General features: G+C 59.7%; 14 protein-coding genes and 1 pseudogene. 10 read left to right on the forward strand and 5 right to left on the reverse strand.

Annotated elements, in window-relative coordinates; translation table 11 throughout:
• Window positions 1-6 precede the first annotated feature (6 nt).
• On the forward strand, window positions 7-621 hold the full coding sequence (locus DQG19_RS00835; protein ID WP_116124341.1) for a hypothetical protein: 615 nt from the start codon (window positions 7-9) through the stop codon (window positions 619-621).
• A gap of 84 nt (window positions 622-705) precedes the next feature.
• Here the strand turns inward: DQG19_RS00835 and DQG19_RS21585 are convergent, their stop codons facing one another.
• From DQG19_RS21585 to DQG19_RS00850, 3 genes are all read right to left on the reverse strand, one after another.
• Window positions 706-1,011, reverse strand: coding sequence for a pYEATS domain-containing protein (locus DQG19_RS21585; protein WP_116124342.1), 306 nt, complete (start codon window positions 1,009-1,011; stop codon window positions 706-708).
• A gap of 10 nt (window positions 1,012-1,021) precedes the next feature.
• A complete protein-coding gene (locus DQG19_RS00845; protein ID WP_116124343.1) occupies window positions 1,022-1,678 on the reverse strand; it encodes a hypothetical protein in 657 nt (218 codons plus the stop codon).
• A gap of 574 nt (window positions 1,679-2,252) precedes the next feature.
• A complete protein-coding gene (locus tag DQG19_RS00850; protein WP_116124344.1) occupies window positions 2,253-2,651 on the reverse strand; it encodes a MerC domain-containing protein in 399 nt (132 codons plus the stop codon).
• A gap of 305 nt (window positions 2,652-2,956) precedes the next feature.
• Between DQG19_RS00850 and DQG19_RS00855 the strand changes: the two genes are divergently transcribed.
• The 8 genes and pseudogenes from DQG19_RS00855 to DQG19_RS00885 all read left to right on the forward strand — a co-directional run bounded on the left by DQG19_RS00855 (window position 2,957) and on the right by DQG19_RS00885 (window position 9,690).
• A complete protein-coding gene (locus DQG19_RS00855; RefSeq protein ID WP_116124345.1) occupies window positions 2,957-3,343 on the forward strand; it encodes a Fur family transcriptional regulator in 387 nt (128 codons plus the stop codon).
• Window positions 3,344-3,419: 76 nt separating this feature from the next.
• Window positions 3,420-4,139: pseudogene (locus DQG19_RS21430) on the forward strand (ABC transporter ATP-binding protein).
• 115 nt (window positions 4,140-4,254) lie between these two features.
• Window positions 4,255-4,827: a carboxypeptidase regulatory-like domain-containing protein gene (locus DQG19_RS00865; RefSeq protein WP_116124346.1), complete on the forward strand. Its 573-nt coding sequence runs from the start codon at window positions 4,255-4,257 to the stop codon at window positions 4,825-4,827.
• A gap of 30 nt (window positions 4,828-4,857) precedes the next feature.
• The gene (locus tag DQG19_RS21590) at window positions 4,858-5,274 is read left to right on the forward strand and encodes a histidine phosphatase family protein (RefSeq protein WP_198661612.1); all 417 of its coding nucleotides are present in this window, start codon (window positions 4,858-4,860) and stop codon (window positions 5,272-5,274) included.
• Between the two features lie 150 nt (window positions 5,275-5,424).
• Window positions 5,425-5,580, forward strand: a complete 156-nt coding sequence (locus tag DQG19_RS20710; RefSeq protein ID WP_157974251.1) for a hypothetical protein — start codon at window positions 5,425-5,427, stop codon at window positions 5,578-5,580.
• The gene (locus DQG19_RS00875; RefSeq protein ID WP_116124347.1) at window positions 5,577-6,251 is read left to right on the forward strand and encodes a hypothetical protein; all 675 of its coding nucleotides are present in this window, start codon (window positions 5,577-5,579) and stop codon (window positions 6,249-6,251) included. Before DQG19_RS20710 ends, DQG19_RS00875 begins: the two co-directional genes overlap by 4 nt.
• Before the next feature lie 237 nt (window positions 6,252-6,488).
• Window positions 6,489-7,796, forward strand: coding sequence for a rhamnogalacturonan acetylesterase (locus DQG19_RS00880; RefSeq protein ID WP_198661613.1), 1,308 nt, complete (start codon window positions 6,489-6,491; stop codon window positions 7,794-7,796).
• 148 nt (window positions 7,797-7,944) lie between these two features.
• Window positions 7,945-9,690 (forward strand): sigma 54-interacting transcriptional regulator, encoded by a 1,746-nt coding sequence (locus DQG19_RS00885; RefSeq protein ID WP_198661614.1) that lies wholly within the window; start codon window positions 7,945-7,947, stop codon window positions 9,688-9,690.
• Between the two features lie 10 nt (window positions 9,691-9,700).
• Here DQG19_RS00885 and DQG19_RS00890 read toward each other — a convergent pair whose 3' ends face one another.
• Window positions 9,701-9,976: a hypothetical protein gene (locus DQG19_RS00890; RefSeq protein WP_116124350.1), complete on the reverse strand. Its 276-nt coding sequence runs from the start codon at window positions 9,974-9,976 to the stop codon at window positions 9,701-9,703.
• 18 nt (window positions 9,977-9,994) lie between these two features.
• Window positions 9,995-10,264: a hypothetical protein gene (locus DQG19_RS00895; protein ID WP_116124351.1), complete on the reverse strand. Its 270-nt coding sequence runs from the start codon at window positions 10,262-10,264 to the stop codon at window positions 9,995-9,997.
• 441 nt (window positions 10,265-10,705) lie between these two features.
• Here DQG19_RS00895 and DQG19_RS00900 point away from each other — a divergent pair, with 441 nt between their 5' ends.
• On the forward strand, window positions 10,706-12,466 hold the full coding sequence (locus DQG19_RS00900) for a sigma 54-interacting transcriptional regulator (protein ID WP_116124352.1): 1,761 nt from the start codon (window positions 10,706-10,708) through the stop codon (window positions 12,464-12,466).
• Window positions 12,467-12,578: the final 112 nt, after the last annotated feature.

Here is a 12,578-nt window from a genome sequence, read left to right on the forward strand (position 1 = left end):
CGTAAAATGAGTACCACCCAAGCTGAAGTCAAAACGTGGCTGATCTCTGAAGCCGGGGCAGACAAGGTGTACTTCTATATTTCCGGTAAAGAGATTGGCATTCTGAAAGCCCAGACTGGTTATGGTACTACTGCGCCGGCCAACCCCGATGGCTTACCCCACGGAACGAAGAAGAAAACGATTCCCTTTTCCTACATCCGCTACGTGGAATCCCATGAGGATAAACGTGAAGTAGTCGTTCACTATAAAAAAGAGAGTAAGCTCACGTATGACTTCAGCAGCGTCATCCAAACGGATGAAGTCATGCAGCACCTACTCGACCATGACAAGGTAGTGAAATCCACTACGGGCCAGGACAGTTGGCTCAGGGTCATTCGCAAACCCCTGCTTGCGCTACTGGGTCTGGGAGGGTTACTAGGGTGGGGGTACCTCACCGCGGTTCAGCTGGAGAACGGTGAGTACTTTCGGCAGCACTTCGTAGTGGTGCTTCTGGTGGCCGGGATCGGCACGGAGTGGCTGAGCATCATCCTGCCTGCGGTGGTAGGTATTCTCTGCCTCCGGATCGGTTACCTAATCCGGAATAACGCGGAAATACACCGAGTCTACTTTCGCCTGAAATAAGGTGCCGCCCCTTCCACTGCCGGCTAAGATCACTTTAGCACGACCGGAGGATACGGCGCTACAACCGATCAGGAAGGGGGATAGTCATTCAGTTGTCCCGATTGGTGGATCGTACCTGAGTTCTAACTGATGCTCTAATCTGATCTTTTCCCCCCCAACGGTATTGGCAAAAGCCCTTATTAAGAATACCCCCCAGCCATTCATCCTCATTCTGAAGTTCTGACTCTTATTAGTTTTCACCTTTCGTGGGTTGGGAAAGGTTGGATGCAGGACATACTCTACGGAGATGACGGTATCAATGTCCCCCGAACCATCGTCCTCCAGGAATACGGTCCAATCCCAGCGGTCGTTACCCTGATATTCCCAATCGTTTCTTAAGCGTAAATGCATAGTTCTCTTTCTAAACTATTTTCAACGTTTGGTGCAGGAATTGGGGACTAAAGTAATCACTTTCCCACTGCTTTTCGGAGCCCTTTACCCGGATCTGGATATAATCGCTTGAATTGATTCCATGAATCGTCGCCACAATCCCCCCGGGCTCTCTGCGCAACGGGATCACCTTTTCCGTGGATTTACCCGTTTGATCGTCGTAAATGATGCACTGGCACGTATACATATCCGGTCTTCCGGATATCTCAGGCTCGCAGCGGATGATTATTTTTAGATTTTGCTGCGCTTTTTTCGGCTGGTTTTCAATTGCCTTTAATTTTTCAATTTCGCTATACGCCTCGCTGAGTTTGTCCAACAACTTGTCGGTGGTTTCATTCTGGTGTATCCTGTCCTCGATTCTATCGAGCTTTACGTCGGCTTCAGTTAAGCTGTTGATAGTATTTAATAATCCCTGTCTAATGGTGTTTAGCCGCAGGTTCTTGTCCTCACTATCGATTATGCCTTTATTAAATTCATTTTCCACGTAATTGAACCTGCCTTCGATTTGTATCAGCACGTCGAATACGCCACAGTCCGGAGTTATCCTGGGAACTAAAAATTTGAGACATCGATTCATGTCCGTTCTCAGTAAATCCTTAGCTTGGATAATAAAATCTTGTAGATTCATTACTCGGTCTGTTGCAATTACAAAACCAGTGGATACGGTTACCTTGTAGGTCGAGGCAGTTAGCGCTACTAACTTAGCGGTGTGACTTGACCATCCCCCCGGTCCAATATACCAAACATTCAGCTTGCCTAAAAGGCGCCCTGCTAAGGTATCTATAGGAGAACCCCAAGGTCGTCAGCCGTTGAAAGTTAATGCTGGCTACCGTTATTCTGTCCGTTTAGTAATGGAATTAGTAATGATATACTATGGTCAAGTTCAGCACCGGTGTAACTACGAATATGAACCAGGGCGAACTGGGACCCGTAGCTGAATTTACGCGAACTGGGGGGAGCTTGAAGTAAAACAATCGTCAGGTTAAATCAGAGGCCCGTACCCTGACCTGCAGCAACGAACGGCGGTCAGTATATCAGCTTGCATGCTGTCGGAGCCCGGGCTCGTAAGTACGCTTTGGGGACCACAGCCGTACACAACCGTCTAGCTGGCGCAACTAGTAGGTGGGGCCGGTCCTGCTCGGCGGACTTGAAGCTTCCCCGCTCCGTGTCGCCCATCGGTAGTAATGGGGTGAACGCCGATCTTACGCGTCCGCGGCACGGTAGTGGCACCGGCGGCAGTTACGGAGGTTGACAACGTGTGCCACCAGCAGCCCCGCGGCCCCTAGGTACATGATGTAATCGCCGCCGGCCAGGCCGTAGCGTTCGCCCGCCAGGCCCAGCGCCAGCGTGATCCAGCTGAGCGGTGCGAACCGGCGTAGCCAGCGCAGGGAAGTGGAGCGGACAAGGCCCACTACCGCAAATAAGCTGATGAGCAGGAAGGCGATGTCCAGCATGCCCCACCAACCCCCTGCATCGGCGAGCACGGGGACTAGGGCGGCTACGAAGGGCGTCAGCACGCAGTGAATCGCGCACAGCACGCCCGCCGTCACTCCTACCCAGTCGTAATGGGGGGACCGGGCTATCGTGGATCGATTGGACATAGGGAGGAATTAAACGCAACGATGTTGCAATAATGCGTTGACTTTCCGAATTGTTTACGGAATAGTCGCAGCGCTCGGCTGAACGCGCGCGGCAAAGCGCAGGTGCAGTGAACAGCAACTACCGACAGCTTAGCGTGGTCATGCCCCTTCACTGACCCACGAGGAGGAAACCGGGGAAGACCGAACTTCGGGGCTAAGGAACCGGTCCGGCACCGGTGGCGGACCGGTTCCCGTCGGATAGGCAGCGGCTCCCTAAACCAAGGGTGGGGTAGACACCTTTTCTTACTAGCCAAATTGCTCACCGTATGCCACGCCGGAAGACAAAGTCCCAGACTGCCGTTATCGAATTGCTGCAGCGCGAACCCAACGCCCTGAGTCACGACGGCATCACCGCAAAGCTGGAGGAGGAGATGGACCGGGTCACGATCTACCGTATCCTCAACCGCCTGGTCGAAGACGGGCTGGCCCACCGCATTGTCGCCGATGACGGGCGGCAGTACTTCGCAAGCTGCAAGCAGAACTGTGAACACGATCACGAAGCCCACGGCCACCTGCACTTCCGTTGCGTCGTTTGCGACCAGGTGGAGTGTGTTCCCGGCGATGTCAATTACCACCTACCCAACGGCTACCAGGTCGACAATAGCAACATCACGCTCTCCGGAAGCTGCCAGGCGTGCAGCAAGAATGGATAAATAATCGCTCCATCCTTGATGGAGCGTTGGAAAGCAGGTTTATTTGCAACTCAGTTGCATTTATAAGACCTGCCCCATGCTGCTCGCCCAGAACCTGACCAAACAATACGGAAACCATACGGCGCTCTATCCGCTTAACCTGCACGTTCGTCCGGGCGAGGTGTTCTGCCTGCTCGGAGCCAATGGGGCCGGGAAGACCACCACGATTAACCTGTTCATGGGCTTTATCCAGCCGACGGCCGGCAGGGTAGCGGTGAACGGCATCGACGTGACCACTAACGCCGCGGCATCGAAGCGGCACCTTGCCTACATTCCCTAAAACCTCAACCTGTACCCCAACCTGACGGGGCTGGAAAACCTGCGCTTTTTCGCCGGCTTAGCGGATGTTTCCCTGCACCCGCGCGCCGCCGCCGAGCTGTTGCTATCCGTCGGTTTGCTGGCGGACGCCATCCCCCGCCGCATCGCCACCTACTCCAAAGGAATGCGGCAAAAGGTCGGTATCGCCATCGCCATGGCCAAGCGGACGGACAACCTGCTGCTCGACGAACCTACCTCCGGACTGGACCCGCAGGCCAGCAACGATTTCGCGCGGCTCATTGGCGAAATGCGCGACAATAAGGTCGCCGTCCTCATGGCCACCCACGACCTGTTCCGCGCCAAGGAAACGGGTACCCACATCGGCATCATTCGCGGGGGTATCCTGCACCATACCCTGGCCGCCGACAGCATCAAGCTCGACGAGCTGGAGCAGCTCTACCTGGAGACCGTCCGCACCGAGGCTACGCCCTCGCGGTGATTCTGGTACTATCTACATCAATTACTCATCCGGAATTTTCTTTATTCGTAAATCTAATATTAAAGTTCTACTTATCTAAATACTCCTGGCAAAGTCCGCGCTGGGCCTGTGTCAGTTGTCCCTCTCCGGCACCGTACGGGAAACCGGCGGCGACCCGGTGATCGGGGCGGTGGTCAACCTTAGTAGTCCCGACGGAGAATTGAATACCCTCACCGACGCCGACGGACGCTTCCTGTTTTCCGCCCTCGACGACCGGGAGTACCGGTTGCGGGTCAGCTCGATCGTTGCCGGTTACCTGTTTCCGAGCGTGCATGCGCTGCTTTCGCTGAATGCCCTTACCCACTCCGACCTAGCCAACTACCTGGCCTACCAGGACCGCCTGGCCGAATTCCACGAACGGATGCGGCTGGAACTGTACCCGGGCATCTTCCGTGAGGCGGCAGTCTCTACTCAGGGCTGGTCCCGGTATGCCCCGGAAGTCTTCCGGGATAGCAGACCGGTCAACTGGCCGGCGACCGTACTGCCCCTTTTCCTCCCCCATCGTACTGCTGTTGGTGGCCGCGCGGGGAGTCGGGTTACCGTACGGGGCGGCCTGATCTTCGCCAATCACCCCGCCGCGCCCGGCAGCGGCAAGGTGACGCGGGCGTACGCTCAAAAGGAATGGAAACTGGTACCGCCCAATGCTTAGCTTACCGGCCGTATACACAAGGCACGTAGCATGACCCGCATTGGATTCGTAAGACACGGGATTACGGATTGGAACCTCGACAAGAGGGTACAGGGCCACACCGACATTCCCCTGAACGAGAAGGGCAAACTCCAGGCGAAGGCCCTCGCCGGACGCCTGACAAATGAGGATTGGGACCTGATTTACTCCAGTGACTTATCCCGGGCCAAAGAAACCGCCGGGACCATCGCGGAAGCGAAGGGCGTACCCGTCAAACTCGATCATCGACTAAGGGAGATGGACTGCGGAGCGGTCGAAGGGACGACTGCGGCGGAGCGCGTAACACCTCGATCACAACCGTCGTATCCACCGAGACCGGCTGGGATTGTGAGCGCTACAATTGCACGAAGCACTTTGCTTAAAAACCACGAACGGAAAGTGATGCAGGCGGCACCGACGCTAAGCTAAGGTGCCTGAGCTACCAACCGCACGGCCGAAAGGAAACCCGTTCGTCTGACCGCCGCTTTCGCTGCTGGAAGCTATACTAAACTACGGACGGGCTATCACCTACGACGCGCCCGGGTCTGCCCGGCCACTGGCCAACACCAAATTCGAGCGATGGACATTTATGAGATCAACCGGATTTCGCAGGTGGTCATCGGGGGCGTAGCGTTCTTCGGTGGGGTCACGGACGGCCTTACCTTGAATTCCGCCCGGCCCGCCAACGAACGTGCGTCCGCCTGCGTCCACACGAGTAAATCCTACGCGCCATGAAATTCGTCTTCCCCTTGGTTCTCCTCACCCTGGCTGCCTGCACACCGAAGGACCCGACGGTGGGGGGCGGACCGGTCACCGACGAGATTACCCGGGGCGGCCGCTACAACCTCCGCATCGGCAGCCCGCCCGCAACGGTGTACGCCCGCTTACAGGCCCTCGGGCTGGAGAAGACGTTCGACCGGATCAACGTGGCGGCGCGTACACCCTACGGGCACCCGACGGATCTGCCCGTTCCCCTGGGCAATTACGATGTCCTCACCCTGGAGACGACCACCGGGCGGACGGACCGGGTCGTCCTGCAGTTCACCGACCAAATCGTCGACGTGATTGAGCGGGGTGGGGGGCGACTCGATTCCATCCCCCAGTGGCCGGCCGCGCTGCCGGCGTCCCAGGCCGTGGTGCTCGGGGACTCCCTGACTACCTTAGTCCCAAAACTGACCGAACTCTACCGGGAGGAGCCCTACGCCAGCTACGCGCTCATTCTCCCCGATAAGCCGCTGGATCGCCCCTACGACCCGGCCATGGGATCCTACAACGTATGGAACTTTACCTTCTCCGAGGACCGCGACGCGGGGGTGACGGAGCGGCACAACGTCAGCCTCCGCTTTGCCGCGGGCGAGCTGGACGTGATCCGGGTTACGCGGGAGCGGTTCGAGCGCGTCCACTAGTGGGCGCCGGCTACTTCGCCGAAAGCATAAGCGAATTATTTTTTTGCCCAACGGCATGGTGACACCTTGAGCAACGGTGCGCTAACGCCCCGTCGGTTGGGTATTTCCGGGCCTGGGCTACCTTGGGGACGGTGGTCTTGCGCAAGCCGGGCCCTAGCCAGTTTTCGGTATCCAAACAAAACTACTATGCAACATTACCGCAACCGTTGCCAACCCTCAGCCGGAAATTACAGCGGTGTGCTCCTGCTCGTCTTGCTGGCCGGCGCAGGGCTGGGAGCCCAGACCGCCCTGCCCCTGAAGTTTGACGTCGGAGTGGGCCCGCTGGCGAAGGGCTTCCTTGCCGTTGCGGATACCACGCTGTATACCCCGGAGCGGGGCTTCGGACTGATCAGCGAAGCGCCCGTGCGTAGCGTACGGAGATCGGGGAAGGACGCGCTGACCGGCGACTTTCTCACTTCCGACGTGCCATTCTACTTTGTGGTCGATCTGCCCGAGGGGCACTACGACGTTACGCTTACGCTCGGCGACCCGGAAGGGGAAAGCCAAACCACCGTAAAGGCGGAATCCCGCCGACTGATGCTGGAGGGGCTGCGTACCGAGCCCGGCCGCCCCACCTCGGTCACCTTTACCGTCAACGTCCGCACCCCCCGGATCGACACTACGGAAACCATTCGCCTGAAATCACGCGAACTCGGCTACCTCAACTGGGACCAGCAGCTCACGCTGGAATTCAACGGCCCCCGCACCTGCGTCAGCGCCATAGAGATCCGGCGCGCCGTCGACCCGGTGGTGGTGTATCTGGCGGGTAATTCGACGGTAACCGACCAGGAGAACGAACCGTGGGCGTCGTGGGGGCAGATGCTGCCGCGCTTCCTGCAGCGGGGGGTGTCGGTCGCCAACTACGCGGAGTCGGGCGAGGCCCTGCGGAGTTTCGTGGCCGAAAAACGGCTGGACAAGATCGCCAGCCTGATCAAGGCGGGCGACTACCTCTTCGTAGAGTTTGCCCACAACGACCAGAAATCCGGCAGTGCCCACGTGGAGCCGTTCACTACCTATCAGGAGGAGCTCCGGCGCTTCATCGGCGTGGCCCGCGAGCGGGGCGCCACGCCGGTGCTGGTCACCTCCATGCACCGCCGCAACTTTGACGCGGACGGAAAGATCGTCAATACGCTCGGCGACTACCCGGAGGCCATGCGGCAACTGGCCCGCGCGGAGGGCGTGGCCCTCATCGACCTCAACGCCATGAGTAAACAATTCTACGAGGCCCTGGGGCCGGAGGCGTCCAAGCAGGCCTTCGTGCACTACCCGGCGGGCGCCTTTCCCGGGCAGCGGGAGGCGCTGGCCGACAATACCCACTTCAACCCCTACGGCGCCTATACCTTGGCCCGTTGTGTACTCCTGGGCATCCGGGCGAATGACCTGGACCTGGTGAAGTATTTCCGTGACGACGTGGAGCCCTTCGATCCGGCACGGCCCGATCCGGCGGACGCATGGCACTGGCCCGCAAGCCTGAATGCCAACGCCCGGAAGCCGGACGGCAACTGATTCAGGTACGCAGCAAGCCGGCGCTGCTCCGCGCGCGGGATAAACGACGAATAAAATTCGTCCAGCGCGGCGGCGGCGCAGTATATTCCACAGAACGGCTTTTTCCGAAAGGCACGGCCCGATGTACTTCCACCCTAACCCGAATTCCGTGACCGATTCCGAACCGCCCCCCCTGACCCTGCCGCCCTCGATCGCGGAATGGGTACGGGCAAATCCGTTACCGACCCAACTGCTCACGGGGGACGGCGGCGTTTTGATCACCAACGCCGCCTTTTCTACCCTGCTGAACCAGCTGGGACGGGGCCCGGACGATCTCCTCACCGACCTGCTCCCAACCGGATGGGAACTACCCGTGTCGCAGAAGGGGTGGTTCGCTACCCTGCGTTCCGGGGAATGCCTGGTAAAGAAGCTGCGCCTGCGGGGCGACCAGCGGTACACCTTTCACCTGGTGAAGCTTACCCTGCCCGGCGGGGTGTGTCTTTGCTGCATGTTAATGCCCGGCGATGACCTCTCGGAAGCCCGCCTCGTCGGCATCCTCAATTCGATCGCCTGTTACGTGATGGAGATCGACACCCGGGGCAACCTTTCCTACCTCAACGACCCGCTGCGGGAGCGGCTGGGTTACGCGCTGGGTGACCTGAAGCGCCTGGGGCACGTCCGCCAGCTGTGGGATCGCTTTCGGACCGACGAGCTACTCCGGCTACTTGCGGAGGTGGACAACCACGGTCAGGTACAGTTCCGCGGGGGGCTCACCCGCAAGGATGGCAAAGTGATGCCGATGGAAATCAGTATCGTCGCCAGTCAGCTGCCCAACGAAAGTCTGTACCTAGTTACGGCAAGGGACGTTGCGGCTAAATTCAGCCACGAGGTCTCACTCAACACTGCCCTGGTGGAGGTCGGGGAGTACGCCAGGACGGTCGAAAACGAGAATCACGACCTCCGCGCCAAGCTCAATTACCGCGTGGAGGAAACCCACCTGGTGTACCGGAGTGCCGCCTTTGGGGCGGTAGTGCGCCGCATTCAGCACGTTGCGCCCGGGGACGATTGCGTACTCATCACGGGCGAACCCGGCACCGGCAAGCAACTGATCGGCCGCGCCATCCACGAACTGAGCCGGCGGGCGGACCAGCCACTGATCACGGTAGACTGTGCGGCCCTGCCGCCGGCCCTGCTCGAGCGCGAACTCTTCACCTACCAACCGGACACCTTTGCTAAGGCCGCAAACCTCCGGCCGGCATATTACCAGGCGGCCGCCGGGGGGACGCTCCTGCTGCGCGAGATCGGGGCACTTCCCCTGCCGATGCAGGCGCGCTTGCTGGAGATGATGGAGGGAGAAACCACCCCGCCGGTACGGTTACTCGCCACCACGAACCTGGACCTCCAGCGCCTGGCGGAGCGGGGAAGCTTCCGGGCGGAGTTGCTGGACCGGCTGAACGTATACCCGGTGGCGTGCATTCCGCTACGGGAGCGCCGCGCAGACATTTACCCCCTGGTACGGCACTTCATCGATACCTTCAACCAGCAGTATGGCAACGGAATATCCGGCATCGACGCCACCTCCCTGCGGCACCTGCAAGCGTACCACTTTCCGGGCAATATCCGGGAGCTGGAACAGATAGTCGAACGCGCCTATATCCTGGCGGCGGGCGGGCTGCCCCCGCAGCCACAACCAACCAAGGCGAGCAGGCACCCGGGAAAGCCGCCGGAGCTCAACCTCTTCGACGGTATGCTGACCGAGTTCGTAGCCTTTGAGGAGTACCAGCGCAAATACCTCCAACGCGTTCTGGATAGTGCAGCGGGCAAGGTAAGTGGGGAGGGTGGCGCAGCCGAGATCCTAGGGATGCATCCGCAGACGCTATTCAGTAAGCTTCGCAAACTGGGAATCCGGAGATAAGGCCACCGCCTTACTTTCGTGCGTCCCCTTCCGGACAGCTGCAGCTGGTTTCATCGCAGCCTAAGGTCTCCTTGGTGTAAAAGTCCCGCAATGTCCCCCCGTGCCCGGATTCCGCCAGCCGGTAACGGAAGCTCTCGTCCCCGGCCGCGGCGTAGTTTCCGGAAAAGAACTCGATGAATGACGTACGGCTGTGTTGGTGGGGGTCATATTCGACTATAACCGTCACGAGTTGCCAGCGATCGTGGATCAAGGCGTAGCTGACGATGGCAAGGGGAGCGGCGAACATAGGAGAGGGAATTCAGAATCAAGCCCGCCTCCCGGAGCCACCCGGCACACGCAGCGGGGGTCCAATGGGTCGCAGCGCTGGATGGGCAATGGTGCAGATGCCGGCCGTGCCCAACTCGGAGAAATAGTGAGGGCACGGGCCCTTCAGCAGCCCGTTCCAGCAGGTGAGCACCTCCGGCCGGTCGGTGGTGAGTCGGATCAGTTGGCCCCCGGTAAGGGCCAGGTCGACACCACCGCGGTTGTTATCGGTGTCCCAGAATACTTCGTAGGAAAGGATGGAGAACGTCATCGGGAATCTGTTGGGTGATGGTGGGCCAAGGGAAGCCCGGAGCAACCTATTGGTCAAGCTCCGGGCTTCGGTAAGTAAGGGATACAAATCAAAGGAGTGATCGCATAGGGCAGGTCCTTTAGCCCCTGGCTTCGGGGGATGTACCCCCGCGCCCCGGCACTTCGTACTCCTAAGTTAGGGAGGCGTCGTGGGCTTTTGGTGACCGCGAAAGCCATTTATCAAATGGCGTAAACATTATCTACGCTGTTCATCGATAAGCGTAAATAACCTTAACAAGTCCCGCGTATTCCCGCTATACCTCGACGCTGCACCGCTCCGACGGTTTTTACCTGTTATGTAATGGCGTAAGAGTTTTCCCTCCCCGTATTCATCCGGCGATTGTTGGTAATATCCCGCCTTTAGCGCGCGGCAGCGCTTCTTATACCCCAACACAACTCTTTAATGACCGATTTTGCACCTGATTCTTCCACCCTGCCGCCCGCCATCGCGGAGTGGGTACAGGTTAATCCCCTGCCGACTCAGCTGCTGGACGAGGACGGGGAACCCCTCCTTACCAATGGGGCATTTACGGACTTGCTGAGCCAGCTGGGGTGGGGTAGTGGTGACCTGCTGTCAGAGCTACTACTCACCCAGGGAGAAGATTCGCCGGCGCCCCGGGAGTGGCTGGCCAACCTCCGGCCCGGGGAGTGCCTGGTCCGGAAGCTGTGGCCCGAGCGCGACGAGCCCTACACGTTTCACCTCGTCAAGCTTGTACTCTCAGAAGGGAGCTGCATCTGCTGCATGCTAATGCCCACTGAGGACCACTCCGAAACCCGCTTTACCGGCATCCTAAACGCAATGACCTGTTTCGTCCTGGAGTTTGACGCCCGGGGGAAGGTATCCTACCTCAACGATCCGCTGCGTGCACACCTGGGGTACGCGCTGCGGGAACTGCGGCGGCTGACCCACTTGCGCCAACTGTTGGACGGCTTTAGTGAAGACGAGCTCCGACGCCGCCTGGCCGAGGTGGGCGAGCGGGGCCGGGTACACTTTCGGGGCAAGCTGATCCGCCAGGACGGCACCGCCATCCCTATGGAAATGAGTATCGTCGGCAGCCAGTCCGGCGGCGAAAGCCTATACCTGCTCTCCGCGCGCGACATCGGTGCGCAGCTCGCGCACGAGGCGACACTCAACACGGCACTGGCTGCGGCCGAACGCCAGGCAGAGGCAAGCAAAGGCGAAATTCGCGATCTGCGGGCGCGGCTGGGCCGGCAGGCCGGCGAAACCCGCCCGGTTTACCGGAGTGAGGCATTCGGCTCGGTCGTGCGGCGGGTCCACCACCTGGCGGAGCTGAACGTTCCCGTCCTCATCACCGGCGAACCGGGAACCGGCAAGCGGCTCCTCGCCCGCCACCTTCACGAACTGAGCCGGCGGGCCGACCGGTCCCTGGTGACGGTAGACTGTGCCGCCTTGCCGCCCGCCCTGGTCGGGCGCGAGCTCTTCGGGGGGGCCACCGCCCCGGGGGGCCTCCGGGCGGCTGCCGGCGGCACCCTCTTGCTCCATGCGGTCGAAGCGCTTCCGCCGCCGGTCCAAGCGAAACTGGCCAGGTTTTTGCAGGACGGAGAATTCACTTCTCGATACGGCGATCAAGCCGCTACCGTTGATGTCCGGATACTCTGTACCACCACGCAGGACCTACAATCGTTGGTAGACGAAGGGGCATTTCTCGCGGAACTGTTCTACCGGCTCAACGTTTCCCGAGTGGCGAGTATCCCGCTGCGGAAGCGACGCGACGACATTCCTCCCCTCATCGTGCACTTCATACAGCAGTGTAACCAGCGTTTCGGTAAGGAAATTTCCGGTGTCGCGGCTACTACGGTAAACCGGCTCGAAGCGTACGACTTTCCGGGAAATGTGGGTGAGTTGAAACGCCTGATCGAGCGTGCCTTCATTACCGCCACGGAAGGGGTGCTGCCGGTGATCGTGCCTCCGGACATGCCGGCGCCCGGCGGAAGCGCGTCACAGGCGCCTCCGGTGCTGGACCTGTTCGATGGCACGCTGACCGCGTTTGTGTCCTTCGAGGAGTACCAGCGCAGGTACATTCAGCTCGTGCTCGACAGCACGGGAGGCAAGGTCAGCGGCCCGGGCGGGGCGGCCGACATCCTGCAGATGCACCCCCAGACGCTGTTCAGCAAACTCCGCAAATTGGGCATCCGGCGGTGAGCCGGCGGGCGGCCCGTGATCCGAGGCGCCAAACTGAGCTAAAAGTGTACATTAAGGGTTTAGGAGAAAAATGGAGAGCCCACCCGCGAGGGAATTGCTCCTTCACCAAAGG

This window comes from Lewinella sp. IMCC34183 (genome assembly GCF_003390915.1).
Lineage (GTDB): Bacteria > Bacteroidota > Bacteroidia > Chitinophagales > Saprospiraceae > Neolewinella.